The 19,576-nt window shown below is 68.4% G+C and carries 17 protein-coding genes and 1 pseudogene; 5 read left to right on the plus strand and 13 right to left on the minus strand.

The features are described 5' to 3' along the window. Positions 1 to 115 precede the first annotated feature (115 nt). Positions 116 to 811: a GntR family transcriptional regulator gene (locus tag AC07WJ_RS32495; protein ID WP_494938869.1), complete on the plus strand. Its 696-nt coding sequence runs from the start codon at positions 116 to 118 to the stop codon at positions 809 to 811. 138 nt (positions 812 to 949) lie between these two features. Here the strand turns inward: AC07WJ_RS32495 and AC07WJ_RS32500 are convergent, their stop codons facing one another. The 8 genes and pseudogenes from AC07WJ_RS32500 to AC07WJ_RS32535 all read right to left on the minus strand — a co-directional run bounded on the left by AC07WJ_RS32500 (position 950) and on the right by AC07WJ_RS32535 (position 10,228). Beyond that, positions 950 to 2,401, minus strand: a complete 1,452-nt coding sequence (locus tag AC07WJ_RS32500) for an aldehyde dehydrogenase (RefSeq protein WP_494938947.1) — start codon at positions 2,399 to 2,401, stop codon at positions 950 to 952. Positions 2,402 to 2,737: 336 nt separating this feature from the next. Next, a pseudogene (locus AC07WJ_RS32505) lies at positions 2,738 to 3,298 on the minus strand (ABC transporter ATP-binding protein); the annotation flags it as partial. Next, entirely contained in the window at positions 3,207 to 3,935 is a 729-nt protein-coding gene (locus tag AC07WJ_RS32510; protein ID WP_494938870.1) for an ABC transporter ATP-binding protein, read from the minus strand. The gene AC07WJ_RS32510 and the pseudogene AC07WJ_RS32505, both read right to left, overlap by 92 nt. 4 nt (positions 3,936 to 3,939) lie before the next feature. Then, positions 3,940 to 4,899, minus strand: coding sequence for a branched-chain amino acid ABC transporter permease (locus AC07WJ_RS32515; protein WP_494938871.1), 960 nt, complete (start codon positions 4,897 to 4,899; stop codon positions 3,940 to 3,942). Then, entirely contained in the window at positions 4,896 to 5,771 is an 876-nt protein-coding gene (locus AC07WJ_RS32520) for a branched-chain amino acid ABC transporter permease (protein ID WP_494938872.1), read from the minus strand. The genes AC07WJ_RS32515 and AC07WJ_RS32520 overlap by 4 nt, the downstream gene beginning before the upstream one ends. Positions 5,772 to 6,102: 331 nt before the next feature. Further along, the gene (locus AC07WJ_RS32525) at positions 6,103 to 7,326 is read right to left on the minus strand and encodes an amino acid ABC transporter substrate-binding protein (protein ID WP_494938873.1); all 1,224 of its coding nucleotides are present in this window, start codon (positions 7,324 to 7,326) and stop codon (positions 6,103 to 6,105) included. 98 nt (positions 7,327 to 7,424) lie between these two features. Next, the gene (locus AC07WJ_RS32530; protein WP_494938874.1) at positions 7,425 to 8,426 is read right to left on the minus strand and encodes a Bug family tripartite tricarboxylate transporter substrate binding protein; all 1,002 of its coding nucleotides are present in this window, start codon (positions 8,424 to 8,426) and stop codon (positions 7,425 to 7,427) included. A 77-nt stretch (positions 8,427 to 8,503) separates the two neighbouring features. After that, a complete protein-coding gene (locus tag AC07WJ_RS32535; protein WP_494938875.1) occupies positions 8,504 to 10,228 on the minus strand; it encodes a thiamine pyrophosphate-requiring protein in 1,725 nt (574 codons plus the stop codon). A gap of 162 nt (positions 10,229 to 10,390) precedes the next feature. On the opposite strand from AC07WJ_RS32535, the gene AC07WJ_RS32540 reads away from it, so the two are divergent. Then, positions 10,391 to 10,876: a MarR family winged helix-turn-helix transcriptional regulator gene (locus tag AC07WJ_RS32540; protein ID WP_494938876.1), complete on the plus strand. Its 486-nt coding sequence runs from the start codon at positions 10,391 to 10,393 to the stop codon at positions 10,874 to 10,876. A 162-nt stretch (positions 10,877 to 11,038) separates the two neighbouring features. Next, complete coding sequence (locus tag AC07WJ_RS32545) at positions 11,039 to 12,298, plus strand: pyridoxal-phosphate-dependent aminotransferase family protein (RefSeq protein WP_494938877.1); 1,260 nt, start codon at positions 11,039 to 11,041, stop codon at positions 12,296 to 12,298. Positions 12,299 to 12,462: 164 nt separating this feature from the next. Here AC07WJ_RS32545 and AC07WJ_RS32550 read toward each other — a convergent pair whose 3' ends face one another. Next, positions 12,463 to 13,407, minus strand: coding sequence for a LysR family transcriptional regulator (locus AC07WJ_RS32550; protein WP_494938878.1), 945 nt, complete (start codon positions 13,405 to 13,407; stop codon positions 12,463 to 12,465). Positions 13,408 to 13,493: 86 nt separating this feature from the next. Between AC07WJ_RS32550 and AC07WJ_RS32555 the strand changes: the two genes are divergently transcribed. After that, positions 13,494 to 14,387, plus strand: coding sequence for a DMT family transporter (locus tag AC07WJ_RS32555; RefSeq protein WP_494938879.1), 894 nt, complete (start codon positions 13,494 to 13,496; stop codon positions 14,385 to 14,387). Here AC07WJ_RS32555 and AC07WJ_RS32560 read toward each other — a convergent pair. Genes AC07WJ_RS32560 through AC07WJ_RS32575 form a run of 4 tightly spaced genes read right to left on the minus strand, consistent with a single transcriptional unit; the run spans position 14,371 to position 18,096 of the window. Beyond that, positions 14,371 to 15,219: a sugar phosphate isomerase/epimerase family protein gene (locus AC07WJ_RS32560; RefSeq protein ID WP_494938880.1), complete on the minus strand. Its 849-nt coding sequence runs from the start codon at positions 15,217 to 15,219 to the stop codon at positions 14,371 to 14,373. The two genes, AC07WJ_RS32555 and AC07WJ_RS32560, sit on opposite strands and share 17 nt — an antisense overlap. Beyond that, entirely contained in the window at positions 15,216 to 16,118 is a 903-nt protein-coding gene (locus AC07WJ_RS32565) for an NAD-dependent epimerase/dehydratase family protein (protein WP_494938881.1), read from the minus strand. The genes AC07WJ_RS32560 and AC07WJ_RS32565 overlap by 4 nt, the downstream gene beginning before the upstream one ends. A 53-nt stretch (positions 16,119 to 16,171) precedes the next feature. Further along, a complete protein-coding gene (locus AC07WJ_RS32570; protein ID WP_494938882.1) occupies positions 16,172 to 17,023 on the minus strand; it encodes an IclR family transcriptional regulator in 852 nt (283 codons plus the stop codon). Between the two features lie 23 nt (positions 17,024 to 17,046). Further along, positions 17,047 to 18,096 carry a Gfo/Idh/MocA family protein gene (locus tag AC07WJ_RS32575; RefSeq protein WP_494938883.1) on the minus strand — a complete coding sequence of 350 codons (1,050 nt, stop codon included), beginning with the start codon at positions 18,094 to 18,096 and terminating at the stop codon, positions 17,047 to 17,049. A gap of 198 nt (positions 18,097 to 18,294) precedes the next feature. Here AC07WJ_RS32575 and AC07WJ_RS32580 point away from each other — a divergent pair, with 198 nt between their 5' ends. Next, the gene (locus AC07WJ_RS32580) at positions 18,295 to 19,554 is read left to right on the plus strand and encodes an ABC transporter substrate-binding protein (RefSeq protein ID WP_494938884.1); all 1,260 of its coding nucleotides are present in this window, start codon (positions 18,295 to 18,297) and stop codon (positions 19,552 to 19,554) included. Positions 19,555 to 19,576 lie beyond the last annotated feature (22 nt).

Genomic DNA, 19,576 nt, shown 5'->3' on the forward strand with positions numbered 1-19,576 from the left:
TTGACAATCTCGATGCCTCATGCGGATGTCCGGCCATAAGGTCCGCTGCGACGGAGGCAGACCCGGCTGGTCGACAGGGCCACGGACAGGGACCGGGACTCATGAGCGCGGTCTGATGGAAACCGACACGGATCAGGATGGTCTCGGCGCCCGCCGCGACGGGCAGGCGGAGGTGCTGAGGCAGCTCGAGGACGACATCATCTTCGGGCGGCTGGCGCCGGGGTTGCGCCTGGTCGAGGACGTGCTGATGGCGCGCTACGGCGCGAGCCGGCACTTCATTCGCCAGGCCCTGGCCCAGTTGGAACGCACCGGCGTGGTCCGGCGCGAAAAGAATGTCGGCGCCACCGTCTCGTCCTATTCGGCCGAGGAGGTGAACCAGATCTACGAGGTGCGCGAGATGCTGACGCGCCAGGCGGCGCTGATGATCCCGCTACCGGCGCCGCCCGACCTGATCGACCGGCTGACCGTGCTGCAGGAGGCCTATTGCCGCCATGGCGACAGCGGCGACCTTCGCCGGATGCACGAGACCAATGACGCCTTCCACATCGCGCTGTTTGCGGCCTGCGGCAATCCCTATCTCGTCCGCTCGATCCAGGACTATATGGGCCTGACCTTGCCGATGCGGGCCAAGAACCTCGCCGACACGGAAGGCCTGCGGATCTCGCGCCAGCAGCACGACATCATGATCGCGCTGCTGAAGGGCAGCGACAGCTGGGCGCTGGCGCAGCTCTGCGTCGACCATATGCGGTTCAGCAAGATGGATTATCTCGCGCGGATCGGGGTGGGAGAGACGAGGACCCGGCGGGCGTGAGGGGGATGAGGCTGGCGGCGGAGCCACCGGCATCGCCAAGGAAAGAAAAAGCGCAGATGAATCAACCCTCTCCCAGAGGGAGAGGGTCGGTCGCGTTGGGCCTTTCGCTTCGAGCTCAGCTCTCGATTCCGCGTCCCCTCAGAACGGATAATGCCGTGGCCCGGTCTGGATGGTGATCCAGCGCAGTTCGGTGAAGGCGTCGATGCCGGCCTTGCCGCCGAAGCGGCCATAGCCGGAGGATTTCATGCCGCCGAAGGGCATCTGCGCCTCGTCGTGAACGGTCGGCGCATTGATGTGGCAGATGCCGGCTTCGATGCGCTTGGCGACGCCGAGCGCGCGGGCGATGTCGCGCGAGAACACCGCCGACGACAGGCCATATTCGGTGTCGTTGGCGACGCGGATCGCCTCCTCGTCGCCGGAGACGCGGACCACGGTCACGACGGGGCCGAAGCTCTCCTCGCCATAAATGCGCATGGACGGCGTGACGTGGTCGACAATGGTCGCCGGCATCACCGTGCCGTCGAGCGTGCCGCCGCTCGCGAGCGTCGCGCCCTTGGCCGCGGCCTCGTCGACCAGGTCCTTGACGCGCTGGGCTGCATCGGCCGAAACCAGCGAACCGAGCACGACATTGCCGGAGCGCGGATCGCCATAAGGCAATGACTTCGCTTTTGCCGCGAATTTCTCGACAAAGGCGTCGGCGACCTTGGCGTCGACGACGATCCGCTCGGTCGACATGCAGATCTGGCCCTGGTTCATGAAGGCGCCGAAGGCCGCGGCCTTGACCGCCTCGTCGAGGTCGGCATCGTCGAGAACGACCAGCGGCGCCTTGCCGCCGAGCTCGAGCAGGACGGGTTTGAGATAGCGCGCGGCGGTCTCGGCGATGATCCGGCCGACATGGGTCGAGCCGGTGAAATTGATGCGTTTCACCGCCCGATGGGCGATCAGCGTCTCGACCACCTTGGCGGCGTCGGCGGGCGCGTTGGTGACGATATTGACGGTGCCCGCCGGCAAGCCGGCATCACGCAGCACGGTGCCGATCAGCTGGTGGGTCGCCGGGCAGATCTCCGAGGCCTTGAACACCACCGTATTGCCGCAGGCCAGCGGCATGGCGAGCGCCCGCACACCCAGGATGACCGGGGCGTTCCAGGGCGCGATGCCGAGGATGACGCCGACCGGCTGACGGACGGCCAGCGCCAGATTGTCCGGCTTGTCGGTGGGAATGACGTCGCCGGTGATCTGGGTGGTCATGGCGCCGGCCTCGCGCAACATGCCGGCGGCGAGCATGACATTGAACATGGCCCAGCCACGGGTCGCGCCGGTCTCCGTCATCATCGACTGGACGAACTCCTCGGCGCGCGCCTGCATCAGGTCGGCGGCGGCGAAAAGCTTGGCGCGGCGCTCGTTCGGCCCGGTCTGCGACCAGGTGACGAAGGCGGCCGCGGCGGCGTCGACGGCGGAGATCGCGTCGGAAACGGTGGCGGCCGCCGCGCGGGTCGCCACCGAACCGGTCAAGGGATCGAGCCGGTCGAAGGTGCGGCCGTCGGCGGCGCCGACCTCGTGGGCATCGATCATCAGATTGACGTGTTTCATGACGGTCTCCTTGGAGCTTTGCGCCGGCTTCGGCGCGTCATATCGGGTTTTCGGCAATGAGGCTTGAAACAGCGGCGACGGTGGAGGCGAAAGCGCCGGCCGCGGCGCGCCGCCGAGATAGGCGGAAACGACCTTCGGATCCTCGGCGAGCTGACCGGCCGGCCCTTCGCCGACGATCCGGCCATTGGCGATGAGATAGGCGCGGTCGGCGAGCTTCAGGCTCTTCCTGGCGTTCTGCTCGACCAGCAGGATGGCCATGCCGGCCTGCTTGACCTGGTCCAGCGCCTTGAACAATTCGCTGGTCATCAGGGGCGACAGGCCGAGCGAGGGCTCGTCGAGCATCAGGAGATCCGGCTTCGACATCAGCGCGCGGCCGATGGCGACCATTTGCTGCTCGCCGCCCGACATGGTGCGAACCTGCTGGCCGAGCCGCTCCTTCAACCTGGGAAACAGCGCCAGCACCTGGTCGAGGGCGCGCGCCTCGCCGGCGCGGGCGCGCTTCGGGAAGGCGCCCAGGCTCAGGTTCTCGCGCACCGTCAGGTCGGCGAAAATGCCGCGCCCTTCCGGGACCAGGGCGATACCGGCCTCGACGATGGCGTGGGGCGAGGCCCGGTGCAAAGCCAGCCCGTTCAGCCGGATCGCCGTCGTCTCGGCAGCCGGCACCAGTCCGGCAATGGCCTTGAGCAAGGTCGACTTGCCGGCGCCGTTGGAGCCGAGAATGGCGACCGTCTCGCCGGCCCCCACCACGATCGTGATATCGTCGATGGCGACATGCGGGCCATAGGCCGCCGACAGTCTGGAGACCTCAAGCATCGTCGTCTCCGAGATAGGCCTTGACCACGGCCGGCTCGGCCAGCGCCTCGGCGGGCGTGCCCTCGGCGATCTTGCGGCCGGCATTCATGACGATGCAGCGGTCGCAGAGGGCCCGGATCGCATCCATCACATGTTCGACCATGATGATGGAAATGCCGTCGCCGGCGATCGCGCGGATCAGCGCGATGCCCTCCGTGAGCTCGGTCGGATTGAGGCCGGCGAGCCATTCGTCGAGCAGCAGCAGCGACGGCTGGCCGGCGAGCGCGCGTGCCAGCTCCAGCCGCTTCTGGTCGATATAGGTGAGGCTCGCCGCGGGCTCGCCGGCCCTGGCGCCGAGGCCGACGCGGGCAAGCAGCGGCACGGCCCGGGCCATGGCCTCGGCCGGGCGGCACGGGGCGGCGCCGAAGATCGCGCCGACGGCGACATTTTCGGCAATGGTCATCGACGGCATGACCCGGACCAATTGGAAGGTGCGGGCGATGCCGGCTCTGGTGATGCGGTGGGCTGGGGCCGCCTCGATCCGACGGCCGTCGAAGCGGATGATGCCGTCATCGGCCGGGAGATTGCCGGTGATCAGGTTGAGCGCGGTGGTCTTGCCCGAACCGTTCGGCCCGACCAGGCCGACCACCTCGCCGCGGCCGACACTGGCGCTGAAGCCGTCGACCGCACGCAGGCCGCCAAAGGCCTTGGACAGTCCGGAGATTTCGATGAGGGCGGCCATGACCTCACTCCGCCGGATGGGCGCGGCGGGCCGCGCTCTTGGTCGCATTGCCGGTGGTCCGGCCGCGCCTGCCGATGAGGCCGGCGACGCCGTCGGGCACGAAATAGACGACGCCGAGGAAGGTGAGGCCGAGCAGGATCGAGAAATAATTCGGGAAATTGGCCGACAGGAGCTCGAACAGCAGCACCAGCGGGATGACCCCGAGCAGCGGGCCGTAGAGCCGCCCCGCGCCGCCGAGCAAGGCCATGATCAGCACCTGGAACGAGACGATCGGATTAAACGCGATGGTCGGGTCGATATAGGTCCAGCGTGGCGCCATGATCGCCCCGACGACGGTCATGAAGGTGGCGCTGACGACGAAGACCAGGACCTTGGCGCGGGTCGCGTCGACACCGGAATGGCGGGCGACCGTCTCGTCCTCGCCAATGGCGCGCAGCGCCCAGCCGAGCCGGGAGCGGCCGATCCCGATGCCGGTCAGGAAGATCACCACGCAAAGCCCGAGCAGCAGCCAGTAGATGTCGCGCTGGGTGATGTCGACGAAGATGAAGCGGCCGACCGTGCCGCCGAATTTCGCTTCGCCCCAGGTGACCAGCTGGCGCACGAGTTCGGCGAGCCCGAAGGTGAAGATGACGAAATAGACGCCCGACAGGCGCAGCGTCGACAGGCCGACGATGGATGCGACCAGCGCGCCGATCACCGCCGCCACCGCGAGCACCGCCTGCCAGGGCAAGGTCTCGCCGAGAAAGGCCATCGTATAGGCGCCGAGGCCGAAAAAGGCGACGGTCGCCAGCGAGACGTAACGGGTCGGACCGGAGAACAGCGCCCAGGCGGTGGCGAGCGCCCCATACATCAGGATGTTGATGGCGAGCGACTGCCAATAGGCATCGATGACCAGCGGCAAGGGCGCCAGCGGTGCCGCGACGGCCAGGACGAGAAGCGGTGCCGTGAGCCTGGCGGCGGTCATCGCGCGGCCTTTCCGAACAGGCCGGTCGGCTTGATCAGGAGCACGGTGAGGAACAGGGCGAAATTGATGGCGAGCGTCAGGCCGGTATCGATGAAGGCGCCGCCCAGCGCCTCGGCGAGGCCGAGCAGCAGGCCGGCCGCCAGGCAGCCGAGAATATTGCCGACGCCGCCCATGATGACCACGATCAGCGCCTTCATGGTGAAGACCACCCCCATGGAGGCGTTGAAGGTCAGGAACATCGAGACCAGCACGCCGGAGGCGGCGACCAGGGCGCCGCCGAGCGCGAAGGCAAAGGCGGCATAGGCCGCGGTGTCGATGCCGACCAGGCTCGCCGAGGCGGGATTGACCGCGACCGCGCGCACGGCCGTGCCGATGCGGGTGCGGGTCAGCACCAGGTAGAGGCCGAGCCCCAGCGCGACCGCGATCAGGGCGGCCATGAGCCGGTTGGCGGCAATGGTCGAACCGATCACCTCGACCGGAATGGCGAGATAGGAATAGCTGAAATAGGTGCCGCCGAAGATCACCAGCAGCACGCCCTGGACCACGAACAGGAGCCCGAACGTGGCCAGGATGGTGTCGACCTCGAGCGCCCCGGCATTGGGCGCGCGACGCACCAGCGGCGTCATCAGCACGCGGTAGATCAGCCAGTTCAGCGCAAAGGACAGCGGCATGACCACCGCCAGCGCCAGGATCGGATTGATGCCGGCGAGCGAGAACAGCACATAGGCGCCGAAGGCGGCGGCAATGGTGAACTCGCCATAGGCGAGGTTCATGATCCGGGCGACGCCATATTGCAGCGACAGGCCCATGGCGATCAGCGCATAGATGCCGCCGAGCACCAGACCGGAAAGGACGACGTCAACGAGATACATGGGAACCGCTTCCCGGCGAAGGCGAAGGACAAGGCGACATGGACTGCACTTTCAGGGGAGGCTGGTGAGGGGCCACCGTGATCTTTGCTGCGAGATCATTCGCGACCGTTCGACAGCACAATACGTCATCCCCGGCTGACTGAGCGAAGCGAAGGAAGGGAAGGGGATCCAGGGGCTGCAGGGCGGTGTGTCGACTCCTGGATCCCCTTCCCCTCACTCGCCCTGGCGGGCTCGCTCGGCCGGGGATGACGCCGTGAACTGAAACGATCCGCAGTGACCTCGGTTTACGGAAGAACGCGGGAAGGGCCGCCCCTTCCCGCGCGCTCCAAATTCACCCCTGCCAGGCGGGCTTCGGATATTTCGACGGCTGCACGCCGGCCACGCCCGGCGGGCCGACGGCGACGAACTGGTCGCCTTGCCACTGGCCGACCCAGGCCTGTTCGATACGCTGGTTGTTCTGCATCTTGATGGTGCCGACAATGGTCTCGAACGACCCCGTGGCGATCTCCTTGATCAGGGCCGCCCGGTCGACGCCGCGGGTGCGTTCGATCGCCTGCTGCAGCACCTCGAGCGAGGCATAGGTGACGGGCGAGGCCCAGCCATCCGGCGGCCGGCCGACCACCTGGATGTGGCGAGCGACATAGTCGCGGATTTTCGGGCTGGCGGTGTCGACCCCGCCAATGCCCATGATGCCCTCGGCATTGGCGCCGAAGCGCTGCTTGAACAGCGGGAAGGCGGTGCCGACGGCGGTGTAGAACACTTTCGGGCTGAGCTTGGCGATACGCGCCTGTTCGGTCAGCGCCAGCGTGTCGGGCGGATAGGAGAAGGCGACGAAGATCTCCGGATTGAGCCTGGCGGCTTCAGTCGCAAGCGGCGCCAGGTCCTGGCTGCCGAGCGGATATTGGCGGTCCATGACGATCTTGAAACCGGCCTTCAGCAGGGCCGGGCGCGCCACGTTGACGAGCTCGATGCCGAACTGATCCTGCACCGAGACGAGCGCCACGGTGTCGCCGAGGCCGTTGGACTGGCGTAGCGCCTGGAGCTTGGTGACCAGGGCCTCGGCGGCGGCCGACGAACGGCCGAGGAAAAAGAAGGCATTCGGCCAGCGCTGCGCCAGTTCCGGAATGCGCTCGGTCACCGAGGTGACCGCCAGATGCGGATAGCCGGCACGGTTGAGGATGGGACCGACGGCGAGGTTGAGCCCGGTGCTCCAGGGCGGCAATACGATATCGACCTTGTCCTGGTTGATCAGCCGCTCGACATTGCGCACCGCCTCTTCCGACTGCGAGCGGTCGTCATATTCGATCAGCTCGACCGGCCGGCGCGCGCTGCCGAGATTGAGGCCGCCGGCATCGTTCACCGTCTTGGCCCAGAGCTGGTAGTTCGGCGCCGTCGTGACGCTGGCGCCGCCGGCATTCGGCCCGGTCTTGGAGATCGAAAAGCCGATCTTGACCGGCGCGGCAGCTTGCGCACGGGCGCCGGTCGCGCCGATCACGGTCGCGGCGGCGATGCCGCCGATCAGGCTGCGGCGGTCTGGCTTCAGAATGTCCGACATGGTGTCCCTCCCTCGGGGTTTGAGCCTTTTGGCCGTTGTTCTCTGTGGTTCCGGGCCGGGCGCCGCGCGCCCCGGCCCGTCCTTCCCGGCACCGAATGCTATTCGGAAATGCGGATATTGGCGGCCTTGATCACCGGCTCCCACAGCTTGACCTCCGCCTGCATGGCGTCGGCGAGCGGTTTCGGACCGGTCCCGACCGGGGTCGAGGCCATGTCGGCGAGGCGCGCGACGACGTCGGGATTAAGCAACGCCCGGTTGAGCCCGGATGCAAGCCTGTCGATGATGGCAGGCGGGGTCTGGCCGGCGGCGAAGAAACCGAACCAGGAGTGCATCTCGTAACCGGCCAAGACACTGGCGATCGGCGGCACGCCGGCAAGGGACGCCAGCGGCTCCCGGGTGGTGACGCCGAGCGCCCGGACCTGGCCGCCGCGAATTTGCGGCGCCGAGACGGTGAGCGTGTCGAACATCATGTCGAGGCGACCGCCGATCAGGTCGGTCATGGCCGGCCCGGCGCCCCGATAAGGCGCGTGCACCATGTCGACCTTGGCGAGATATTTGAACAGCTCGCCAGCCATGTGGATCGAGGTGCCGATGCCGGCCGAGCCATAGGTCAGCTTGCCTGGATTGGCGCGGGCGCGCGCCAGCACGTCCTGGATCGAGCGGTCCGGCGCATTGGCCGGCACCACCAGCACATTGGGCACGGTGATCGCCATGGTGACCGGCGCGAGGTCCTTGAAATTGTCCAAGGGCATGCGCGCATAGAGCAGGTGATTGATCGCCGCCGAACTCGAGGTGATCAGCAGCGTGTGGCCGTCCGGGTCGCTGCGCGCGACCTCGGCGCCCGCCAGATTGCCGCCGGCGCCGGCGCGGTTCTCGACAACGATCGCCTGGCCCCATTCGGCCGTCAGCCGGTCGGTCAATTGCCGCGCCACGATGTCGGCGGCACCGCCCGCCGGAAAGGCCACGACGATGCGGATATTGCGCGAAGGCCAGGCCTGCGCCCGGACGAGGCCGGGTGCCGCCAGCGCCATGGTCAGGCCGAGCCCGGACCCCAAGAGTTGCCTGCGGCCGATGCCGGCGCGCGCAGGTGTTCTGTTCATAGCCATCCCGTCCTCCCTGTTGACCCTTCGTCCGCAATCGTTCGATGTCGCGGATCGAGCCTCTGCTTCCCCGAAAATCAGCCTTCCATCAGATGCGGCAGCCAGACGTCGAGCACGGCGGCGCGCCCTTCGGTCCTGACCGCATGCAGCCCGGCGGCAATCGCCTCCTCGACCTCGTCGACCGACTGGACCTTGCGCGCGAAGGCGCCGCCGGCGGCGGCCGCGATCGCCGAATAGTCAGGCGGCGGATCGAAGGCGACGCCGAGATCGTCGGAGCGGCTGGCATAACCTTCAGGGTGCACGGCCAGCGTCGAATAGCGCGGCGCGCGCCAGCCCCGGTTGTTGAACACCACCTGCAGGAACGGCGTCTTGTATTGCCGCGCCATCCAATGGACGGTGGAGGGCTGCGAGAACATGTAGGAGCCGTCGCCGGTGAGCGCGATGACGGTCTTGGCAGGATCGGCGAGCTTGGCGCCGATCGCGGCGCCGCCGGCCCAGCCGAGATTGCCGCCGCCGGAATTGAGCATCTGGCCGGCGCGCCGCGGCGCGATATGATTGACCACGACGGGATAGTTGGTGATGCCCTCGTTGAGCACCAGGGTCTGGTCGTCGACATGGGCACGGACGCAGGCCGTGACATATTCGGCCGTGATCGCGCCATTGGCCGGCCGGGCCTCCAGGCGCTTCAGCCTGGCCCAGCGCGCTTCGTGCAATGCCGTGTAATGCGCGCGGCGCTCGGCGATTCTGGCTTCATCCAGCCGGATCCGGCCGAGGCCCTCGTTGAGCTGCGCCAGCGCCGTCTCGACATGGGCGCGGAACACCCGGCGTGCCGGGATCGACCAGAGCGGCATCTGCTCCTTCAGCGGGTCGAGGTCGATATGCCAGATGCGGGCATCGGCACGCGGTTTCGACACGGTCGGGATCCAGGGCACGTCGGAATCGAGCACCAGCACCAGGTCGGCCTCGGCGAGCAGCGGGTTCTGCACCGGCTCGTTCCATTGGCAGCCCTGATACATCGGGTCGTCATGCGGCAGGTTCACCGCGTTCGGCACCGATTCCAGCACGGCGATGGCGAGCGGCCCGACCAGGCGCTGCAGCTCGGCCACCGCCTTGACGTTGCGGCCGAGATAAGAGGTGACGATCAGCGGCCGGCGCGCGCCGGCGAGATCGGTCAGGAGGTCATGCACGGCGCCCTGCGGCAGCGCCGCCGGCGAGATCGGCGCCCAGTCGGCGGGATCGGCATCGACCTGCGGCACCACCTCTTCCATCACCTCGCGGGCGCCCATCAGATAGACCGGCCCCTTGGGGTCGGAATGAGCGAATTGCAGGGCCCGCCAGGTCACTTGCTTGATGTTGCGGCCGGTGCGGAACTCGTTGTCATATTTCATGTAGCCGCGCACCAGCCCGCGCTGGTCGTGGACATCCTGGATCCACTGGATGAACTCGTTGCGGCTGCCGGTCATCTCGCCATGCTGGGTGAACGGCGAGGCGCCGGCGAAGATCAGCACCGGAACCCGCGCCTTGGCGACATTGTGCACGGCGCCGGCGAGCGACTGGGTGCCGCATTCGACATGGACGATGACCGCCTGGGCCTGGCCCGAGACCTGGGCGTGGCCCTGGGCGGCGGTGAGCGCCACCATCTCGTTCGGACAGGTGACCATGGTGGGCATGCGCCGGCCATGGGCGCGCGCCTCCGCCATGGCCTCGACCAGGGCGGGATGATCGCTGCCGAGATTGGCGAAGAGATAGGAGACGCCGGCGGCGTCCAGGGCTTCGAGAAAGGCCGTCGAGGCGGTGTACATGACTTGATCACCAGCGGGTTGTCGGGATAGTTTGATATCCGACAGTTCATGTCAAGATCGTCTTGCGCGGTGGAATGTCGCGTGCGATTCATGAACCGGGATTGCGCCGAAAGGCGCGCGCCGGGGCCTGTCGCCCCGGGCGAAATCGCAGTCGAGGTTGCCATGGCCAAACGTCCGGCCGAGCCGATCGCCAAGGCCGAAGGTCCGTCCGACGACGCGGTGCGGCTCGGCCCCTTGAGCAATCTCGTCGGTTTTCACCTGCGCATCGCCCAGGAGGCCTCGTTTCGAGCCTTCGCCGCGCGGGTCGGCGACGCCAACCTGAAACCCAGGCGTTTCGCCATCCTGACCCTGATCAGCGAGAATCCGGGCCTGACCCAGACGGCGCTCGGCCGCGCCAGCGGCCGGGACAAGTCGACGCTCACGCCGGCGCTCGACGACCTCGTCAAGCGCGGCCTGGTGAGGCGCGACCGGGCGGTCAACGATCGGCGCAGCTATACCTTGCACCTGACCGAGGCCGGCGAAGCCCTGCTCGCCGAACTGACCGCGCGTGCCGCCGAACACGATGCCGAGCTCGACCGCATCGTCGGCCCGGAGCAGAAGGCCGAGTTCATCCGGACGCTGCGGCGCATCAGCATGGCGCTCGGATAGCGGCCTCTCCCATGAGCGGGACGCGCGCCGGGTCCGCCGGCGCTCGGCTAGCGGCCGCCCCTCGCCGCAGGTAGAAGGGGTGCCTCGATCGAAGTCGCGGCCGGGCCGTCCAGAGGTCCGATGGCGCCACAGGCGCCTGCCATCAGGCAAAGGGAGTCGTTCATGAGTGTCGCCAATGGCCGGGCCCTGCTCGCAATTCCCGGCCCGACCAATATTCCGGATCGCGTCCTGCAGGCGATGATCCGGCCGGCCGAGGAAATCTATACCGGCGCCATGGTCGACCTGACCGACGGCCTGCTGGGCGATCTGCGCAAGGTGTTCCGCACCAAGTCCCGGACCTACATCTACGCCGCCAACGGCCATGGCGGCTGGGAGGCGGCGCTGACCAATGTGCTGTCGCGCGGCGACAAGGTGCTGGTGCTGTCGAGCGGCCGGTTCGCCATCGGCTGGGGCGAAATGGCCAAGTTCATTGGCGCCGACGTCGAGGTGCTCGAAGGCTCGTGGCGTGCTTCGGTCGATCCCGCCGCGGTCGAGGAGCGCCTCCGGCGCGACAAGAACCACGAGATCAAGGCCGTCCTGATGGTCCAGATCGACACCGCCTCCGGCGTCGTCAACGACGTCGGGGCGGTGCGCAAGGCGATCGATGCCGCCGGCCATCCGGCGCTCTACATGGTCGACGGCGTCGCCTCGGTCGGCTGCATGCGGTTCGAGATGGACGCCTGGGGCGTCGATGTCGCCATGACCGCCGCGCAGAAGGGCTTGATGACGCCGCCCGGCCTCGCCTTCGTCGCGGCCAATGACAAGGCCCATCGCGCGCATGAGCACGCGACGATGAAGACGCTCTACTGGGACTGGACCGCGCGCCAGCAGCCGCCGCACTACATGAAATATTGCGGCACCCCGCCGGAGCATCTCCTGTTCGCGCTGCGCGCGGCGCTCGACATGATCCTGGAGGAAGGGCTGGAAGCCGTCTGGCACCGCCATGCGCTGCTCGCCGAAGCCACCCACGCCGCGGTTTCCAAATGGGCCGAGGGCCAGGTGCTCGCCTGCAACGTGATCGAGCCGTCGCAGCGCGCCGCGTCGGTCACGCCCGTGCTGGTCCAGGGCGTCGAGCCGGAAAAGATCGCCAAATATACCCAATCCGTCTGCGGCGTTACGCTCGGTTCCGGCATTGGCGAACTGACCGGCAAGGCGTTCCGCATCGCCCATATGGGCCATGTCAACGCGCCCATGGTGATGGGAACCCTGAGCGCCATCGAAATGGCCCTGAACGCCCTGAATATCCCGCACGGCGCCGGCGGCGTCGCGGCCGCCATCGCGCAGCTCGCGCGCAGCACGTCGGCCGACGGCGATGCCAGGGAAGCGCAGGCGGCGAAGCCGTCGCCGGCGGAGGTCCAGGAACGGGTGACCGCGCCGGCGTGATCGAGGCAGCGAAACAAACCCTCTCCCAAAGGGAGAGGGTGGCAGCGTCAGCTGCCGGGTGAGGGGCGTAAGCCCTCAGAACTGATGCCGACGCGCGTCGAGCATATCGCCCCATCCGGAAATGGACGCCCCCTCACCCGGCGCCTGACGGCGCCACCCTCTCCCTATGGGAGAGGGTTAGCTCCCCGCCCCTCACTCCTCAAGAACCGCTCCATCGCCGCGGGTGCAACACCCGCCTCTTCGCCGATCCGGCGGGCGACGGCGGCGGCCGCGGGCCGGACATCGCCGGGGGCTCGGTCGAGCCAGTAGGAGAACGGGTTGAGTGCGGTTTGACGGTCGACCACCACCACGCGGCCGCTATCAATGAGCGCCTGCGCGAGCGGCGGCCGGGCGAGCGCCACGCCGAGGCCATGGGCGGCGGCGTCGAGCACCAGGCTGTAATCCTCGAAACGGCGGTCCTGCGGGCGCGGCCGGTAGTCGAGGCCCTGGCTGCCGAGCCAGGCGCGCCAGGCCGAGGCGCAGGAATCATGGATCAGCGGCGCCGCCAGAATGCGCCCGGGCCCAGTGCCGCCGAGCTTGCCGGCGAGCTCGGGCGAAGCGATGGGAAAGCACCATTCCTCGAACAGCTGGACCGAGACCCGCCCGGGCACGCCGGCGCGGCCGCAGCGCAGCGCCAGATCGCTGCCCTCGCCGAGCTCGGTCTGCCGCTGGTCGATCCGGAACGAGATGCGCGCCGGCGGATCGCCCGCTTCCAGCCGCGCCAGGCGCGGCATCAGCCAGAGCCCGCAGATCGACGGCAGAGAATTCAGCCGCACCGTGGCGCCGCCGCGCGGCTCGCTCCAGCGGTCCGAGGTCTCGGCGATCAGGGCGAAGGCTTCGGTCGTGCTGTCGAACAGCCGCTCGCCCTCGGGCGTCAGCGACACGCCACGCGCCTCCCGCTCGAACAGCCGCTGGCCGAGCCAATGTTCCAGCCGGGCGATCTGCCGGCTGATCGCGCCATGGGTGAGATTCAAGGCCTCGGCGGCCGCCGAAAAGCTGCCGGCGCGCGCCGCCGCCTCGAAGGCGCGCAAGGTGTCGAGTGGCGGAAGCGGGCTCAAGCTGTGATCCATACTCACAGCTGAGCCCCGCTCTATTCGATTGTCAATCGGGCCCGGCCGCCCGACAAGCCCAGGGTTCGATCACCATGGGCCGACCAATGAGCAGCATGACCCCCAGCACCTCCTTGCGACCGCAGGTCGACGGCATCAGCATGGCGGCGGTGGCCATCACGGTGATCGGCTGGGCCTCGTCGTTTCCGGCGATCCGTGCCGGCCTTGCCGGTTTCGGGCCGCTCGAACTCGGTGCCGTCCGCTTCGCCATGGCCGCCGTTCCGGCGGCGCTGTTCCTGGCGGTGATGCGGCCGGCTTGGCCGACGCTCGGCGAGGCCTGGCGTTTCGGCTTCGGCGGCCTCGTCTTCGTCGCGCTCTATACGCTGCTGCTCAATGCCGGCGAGCAGACGGTGCCGTCGGGCGCGGCAAGCTTCATCATCAATGTCAGTCCGGTCATGACCGCCGCGATGGCGACACTGCTGCTCGGCGAGCGTTTCTCGCCGCTGGCCTGGCTCGGTACGGCCATTTCCTTTGCCGGGGTCGGGCTGATCGCGCTCGGCGAGGGCGACGGCCTGAATTTCGGCATGGGCGCCCTGATGATCCTCGGCGCGGCGGTCTGCACGGCGGTCTCGACCATCGTCCAGAAGCCGCTCTTCGCCCGCCATAAGCCGCTGACGGTCGCCGCCAGCAACATGATCCTGGGCGCGCTCTGCCTGTCGCCGGGCCTGCCCCACGGTCTTGCCCAGGCATTGCAGGCGAGCCCGGCCGCCTTGTTCGCGGTCGTCTATCTCGCCATCGTGCCCGGGCTCATCGCCTATGCCGCCTGGGCCACCGCCCTGTCGCGCCTGCCGGCGGCACGCGCCGCCAATTTCCTCTATTGCATCCCGCCGGTGGCGACCCTGATCGGCTTCCTCTGGCTCGCCGAGGTGCCGAGCCCCCTGGGCCTCGCCGGCGGTGCGCTGGCGCTCGGCGGCGTGGTGCTGGTCAACCTGAAGCGCTGACCGGGCCTGGACCGGCGAAACGCCAGCCGGCGAGCAGCAGCCTTTCACGGCCGGCGACGACATCGTCGAGCGGCTGGCCCGAAATGATCTCGAGCACGACCGGGCCGGCGAAGCCGAGCTGGCCTATCGTTTCGCCGATCGCGGCGAAATCGATGTCGCCCGATCCGACCGGGTCATGCCGCCACTGGCCGCGCGGCGCGTCCGAGAGATGGACGATGCCGAGCCGCGGCAGGAGCCGCTTCAGGCCGGCCGTGGGGTCTTCGCCGATGGCCGCGGCATTGGCGACATCATAGGCGACCGAAACGCCGTCATAGCCGCCTTCGGCCAGGAAGCGCTCGATCGCTGCGGCTTCGGCCAGCAGGCCGCTCGGATGGTTCTCCAGGACCACCCCGAGGCCGGCCTCCTCAGCGCGCAACAGGATACGCTCGAAGGCGTCGCGATAGATATCGAGCAGCCGGTCGCTCGCCTGTGGCGCCAGGGCATGGCGGCGGCCGGAGGCGACGCAGATGCCGCGCGCGCCGAGCTCGGCGCCGCGATCGATCGCCCGACCATAGGCATCGACGGCGAAATCCACCACGGCGCGCGACGGGCTGGCGAGATTGACGTCGCTGCTCGCGAGATCGAGCGCCAGCAGTTCGACGCCGGCCTGGTCGATGAGCGCGCGGAGCCGGTGCTGCAAGGCGGGGTCGTTGACCCAGGGGTCGTAATGCGGCGGCGCGGCCATCAGTTGCAAGGTCGAAAAGCCCGCGGCCAGGAGAGCCTCGAAGGTGGCCTCGGCATCGCGATCCCAGGCGAAGCCGAAAGTATGGGCGCCAAGCCGCGGCAAGGTCATGGGAGCCGCTCCCCCTGCCGGTAGAAGGCGACGGTGCGGGCTATGCCCTCGGCGAGACTGGTCCGCGGCAAGCCCGGCAGGATGTCGTCGACCCCGCCCGGATCGACATCGGCGGCAACAGGCAAGGCCGGGCCGCCGGCGGTGATGGCGGCATCCGGGATCGCCGCGTGAATGGCGGCGATGACATCGTCATTGGAAACAGTGGTGCCGACCAGGTTGAAGACATGAGCGCCGGCGGGATCGCGCAGGATGGCGCTTTCATAGGCGGCCGCGACATCGTCGACAAAGACCAGGCCGGCGCTGCCGCCATAGGGGATGCGATAGCTTTGGCCGAGCGCCGCGGCCCTGCAGGCGAGGCTCGGCCCGGCGGTCAGGCCGGTCTCGCGCCCGGGGCCGTAAACGATGAAGGGCCGGAAGCCGATGCTGGCGAGGCCCCGATCGGCGAGATAGGCCCGGGCACTGCCCTCGCAGGCGAGCTTGAATGTGCCGTAATGGGTCGTCGGACGCGGCGTCATGCCGTCGTCGGGACCATAGACGCCGGCGCTGCTGGTATAGACCACCCGGCTGATGCCGTGGGCGAGCGCGGCCTCGAAAACGTTCAGCGTGCCGATCAGGTTGATCCCGGCGCCACGAACCGGGTCGGCCTGGCAGGCGGGCGTCAGGATGCCGGCGAGGTGGACGATCGCGTCGCAGCCGGCGGCCGCCGCCGAGACCGCGCCGCCGTCGACGATATCGCCGATCCGCCATGCCACTTCGGCCGCCCTGGCGCCGCCGATCGCCTCGACCAGGCGCCGGTCCTCGGCGACGTCGAAGACCCTGACGGCGCAGCCCCGCCGCAGCAGGCGGCGGACGATCCAGGCGCCGAGGAACCCCTTGCCGCCGGTGACGAGTACACGCATGTCGAATGCCTCCCGGGCAGTTCTTGTTCGGGCACCGGGCGGGCCGATGCGGTTCAGATCAGCGGCACCAGGCCTTCGCGCGGCTCGCCGCCGGCGCGGCCGGACAGGGTCGGCGAGGCGGCGCTCGCCAGCGACAATTCCTTGGCCGCGGCCAGCAGCAGCGGCGCGAGCTCCTGCATGCGTGCCTCGGTGAGGCGGACATGCGGGCCGGCAATGCTGACCGTGCCGGTCACCTCGCCGGTCACCGGCGAGCGGATGATCGCCGCCATGGCGTTCATCCAGGGCGTGAAGGCCTGGACGACGAAGGCATAACCACGCTTGCGCGCGGCCCTCAGATGCTTGAGCAGCGCCTGCGGGGTCTGCGGTGCACGCGGGCCATATTCCTCGCGCGAGCCGTAGCCCTGCCTGGCGACCATGGCGAGCGCGTCTTCCTCCTTCATGGTGGAGAGCCAGGCATGCCCGCTCGACGAACAGGACAGCCTGCCCTCGCGGCCCATGTCCGGGTCGTAGCGCAGGCCGAACTGGGCGCCCTGCGACTTGGCGACCCAGATCAGCCGCTGGTCGTCGACCAGAGCGAGGCGGATGAGTTCGCCGGTCTCGCGCGCCAGGCGATCGAGGATCGGCTGGGCGAGATCGGTGATGCCGCTCTCGGACAGGAAGGTGAAGGCGAGCGAGGCGATCTTGGCGGTCAGCAGATAGGCGCCGTGATAGCGCTCCTGGCGGACATAGCCATGCTCGACCAGGCTGGTCAGGACACGATGGGTGGCGCTGCGCGGAATGTGCAGCTTGTCGGCGATTTCGAAGAGCTGCATGCCATGGGCGTTCAGCGCCAGGATCTCGAGGACACCGAGCGTTCTCTCCAGCAGTCCGGACGGGCCGGTGCCTTCATCTTGCGCCGCGACCATCTGCGATCCTCCGTTCAGCACAGCTATTGTCCATAGCTCAGGGCAACGGGCGCTCCTATCCTGGCGGCCTCGTGCACGGCAAGGGTCGCCTCCAGCGTGCGTGTGCCGTCGGCCGCGGTGATGACCGGCTGCTCCTCGCCGCGGGTGACGGCACAGAGATGGCGGATCTGCTCGGCATAGGGGTCGGCGCGCACGACCTCGACGATTTCGCGCGCGATCGGCTCGTGCCAGCCGGCCTTGCCCGGATAGCGCCAGAGTTCGAGCTGCGGCAGGGACAGGGACGCCGCCGTGCCCGACAGGTAATGCGAATTCACCGGCGCCGGCAGCGCCGGATAAAGCGGGCTTTCGCGCGACGACATGTCCCAGCTCCAGGGGGCGGCCGCGGTGTCCGAGACATTGACCGTCACCAGGGCGCCGCCGGCCAGCCGCAGGATCACCGCCGCGCCGTCCTCGACATCGAAGCCCCTGACCTTGTTCGAGGTGACCGCGAGCACCGCATCGATCTCGCCGCAGACGAAGCGGATCAGGTCGATCTCGTGGATGAGATTGATCAGCACCGGACCGCCGCCGGCGCGCCGCCGCCATTCCAGTTCGAAATAGCTGTCGGGTTTCAGGAAGGTCGAGAGCACCGAGACCGAGGTCAGGCGGCCGAGCGCGCCCGAGCGCACCAGTTCGCGGGCCCGTTTGACGATCGGATTGTGCCGGCGGTGATGGCCGACCAGGACCGGCACCCCGGCCTTTTCGGAGGCCTCGGTCAGCGCCCGGCCTTCGGCGAGCGTGCTGGCGATGGGCTTTTCGACCAGCACGGGAATGCCGCGCGCGATGAAGGCAAGTGAAACCGGCAGGTGGGTCTGGTTCGGCGTCGCGACCAGGGCGGCATCCACCCCGCCCGCCGCCAGCAGGGCGTCCTGGTCGGCGAACCACGGCACGCCATGGCGGCCGGCGACCGCCCTGCCCGCTTCCGTGGGATCGACGATCGCCGCCAGCGCCGCCACCTCGCCCGTGGCGATCACCTCGGCATGAGCCCGGCCGATCGCTCCGGCCCCGACAATTGCGATCCTGACTTTCGACATGGCGCGAGGTCCCTCCATCCGGGCTGCAGCAGGACTCAACTCCATCCGGCCCGAATTGCAATACCAGAACCGGATTCCAGTTTCAAATATTCTACTGGAATGCGATTCCAGTTTGATCTATAGCTCCGCCAACAGACGGACGCGCCGGTCACCGGCAGGCATGCCGCAGAACAACAGACCAGCCTCGGGAGGACACCCATGAGTGACATGCCGAAAGACCTGACCAAGCCGCGCCTGATCGGCCGGCGCAGCCTGCTGATCGGCGCCGGCGGCCTCGCCGCGACCGGGCTCGCCGCGCCCTATATCGGTGATGCGCGCGCCGCCGAGCCGATCAAGATCGGCATGCTCTGGGCCAAGACCGGCACCATTGTCGACCAGTCGGAATATCTCGCCCAGGGCGGCGTCCTGGCGCTCGAGCAGATCAACAGCACGCTGCTCGGCCGGCCCGCCGAAATCGTCTGGCTGGACGAGCCGAATCCGCAGGGCGCCCAGCAGAACGCCCAGCGGCTGATCGACGAACACAAGGTGGTCGGCCTGATCGGCGGCGCGCTGTCATCGACGGCGCTGGCGATCTCGGCGGTCGCCAAGCGCTCCAAGATCCCCTTCGTCGCGGCCAATGCGGCGGCCGCCGACCTCACCGGCAAGGCCTGCAACCGCTATACGTTCCGCTCCCAGCCGCCGGTCGACGTCCAGTCGCGGATCCTGGCGCCGCATGTGCTCACCTATGGCAAGAAATGGTACCTGCTGACCGCCTCCTATGCCTTCGGCCAGGACATCCGGAACGCCTTCGCCGACTACCTGAAACAGGCCGGCGGCACCGTGGTCGGTGCGGACGAGGTGCCGGTCAATACGCCTGATTATTCCTCGTTCATCCTGAAGATCCGCCAGGCCAGGCCCGACGCCGTCATCGGCGGCATCGCGGCGGGCGACCTGACGACCTTCCTCAAGCAGTGGAACGAACTGGGCATGAAGGGGCGCATCCCCTTCGCCGAGATCGCCATTGGCGACACCGACATCTGGGGCGTCGGCGCGGAGGCGGCGACCGGCGTCTTCACCAAGATGTGGTACTACAACAACCCCGACAACTCGGCCGAAGACAAGGCCTTCGCGGCGGCCTACCAGAAGAAGCACAACCGGCCGGCGGCCGACAAAGCCTGGATGGGCTGGACCGGCATGCGGGCTCTGCTCGGCGCCATCGAGCTCGCCAAGTCGACCGAGCCCGCCGCGATCGTCGGCGGCCTCGAGCGCTGGTCGTTCATGGAGGGCGACCACGCCTCGAAGTTCCGCGACTTCGACCACCAGATGCTGCGCCGGACGCTGGTCGTCGAGACCAAGCCGCAAATCACCGACCGGTGGGATTTCTTCGACGCCAAGGCCTCGCTGCCGCGCAATGCCGCCGAAATGGACGCGATCTTCGGCACGCCCCAGCAGATCGGCTGCACCATGGACGGACTCTGACGGCGCTCAACCCCGTCCGATC

The sequence above is a fragment of the Phreatobacter sp. GW821-FHT04C01 genome (genome assembly GCF_059420385.1).

Coding starts and splice junctions, on each gene's coding strand:
- AC07WJ_RS32495 (WP_494938869.1), top strand. CDS start 116: ATGGAAACCGACACGGATCAGGATGGTCTCGGCGCCCGCCGCGACGGG.
- AC07WJ_RS32500 (WP_494938947.1), bottom strand. CDS start 2,401: ATGAAACACGTCAATCTGATGATCGATGCCCACGAGGTCGGCGCCGCC.
- AC07WJ_RS32510 (WP_494938870.1), bottom strand. CDS start 3,935: ATGGCCGCCCTCATCGAAATCTCCGGACTGTCCAAGGCCTTTGGCGGC.
- AC07WJ_RS32515 (WP_494938871.1), bottom strand. CDS start 4,899: ATGACCGCCGCCAGGCTCACGGCACCGCTTCTCGTCCTGGCCGTCGCG.
- AC07WJ_RS32520 (WP_494938872.1), bottom strand. CDS start 5,771: ATGTATCTCGTTGACGTCGTCCTTTCCGGTCTGGTGCTCGGCGGCATC.
- AC07WJ_RS32525 (WP_494938873.1), bottom strand. CDS start 7,326: ATGTCGGACATTCTGAAGCCAGACCGCCGCAGCCTGATCGGCGGCATC.
- AC07WJ_RS32530 (WP_494938874.1), bottom strand. CDS start 8,426: ATGAACAGAACACCTGCGCGCGCCGGCATCGGCCGCAGGCAACTCTTG.
- AC07WJ_RS32535 (WP_494938875.1), bottom strand. CDS start 10,228: ATGTACACCGCCTCGACGGCCTTTCTCGAAGCCCTGGACGCCGCCGGC.
- AC07WJ_RS32540 (WP_494938876.1), top strand. CDS start 10,391: ATGGCCAAACGTCCGGCCGAGCCGATCGCCAAGGCCGAAGGTCCGTCC.
- AC07WJ_RS32545 (WP_494938877.1), top strand. CDS start 11,039: ATGAGTGTCGCCAATGGCCGGGCCCTGCTCGCAATTCCCGGCCCGACC.
- AC07WJ_RS32550 (WP_494938878.1), bottom strand. CDS start 13,407: ATGGATCACAGCTTGAGCCCGCTTCCGCCACTCGACACCTTGCGCGCC.
- AC07WJ_RS32555 (WP_494938879.1), top strand. CDS start 13,494: ATGAGCAGCATGACCCCCAGCACCTCCTTGCGACCGCAGGTCGACGGC.
- AC07WJ_RS32560 (WP_494938880.1), bottom strand. CDS start 15,219: ATGACCTTGCCGCGGCTTGGCGCCCATACTTTCGGCTTCGCCTGGGAT.
- AC07WJ_RS32565 (WP_494938881.1), bottom strand. CDS start 16,118: ATGCGTGTACTCGTCACCGGCGGCAAGGGGTTCCTCGGCGCCTGGATC.
- AC07WJ_RS32570 (WP_494938882.1), bottom strand. CDS start 17,023: ATGGTCGCGGCGCAAGATGAAGGCACCGGCCCGTCCGGACTGCTGGAG.
- AC07WJ_RS32575 (WP_494938883.1), bottom strand. CDS start 18,096: ATGTCGAAAGTCAGGATCGCAATTGTCGGGGCCGGAGCGATCGGCCGG.
- AC07WJ_RS32580 (WP_494938884.1), top strand. CDS start 18,295: ATGAGTGACATGCCGAAAGACCTGACCAAGCCGCGCCTGATCGGCCGG.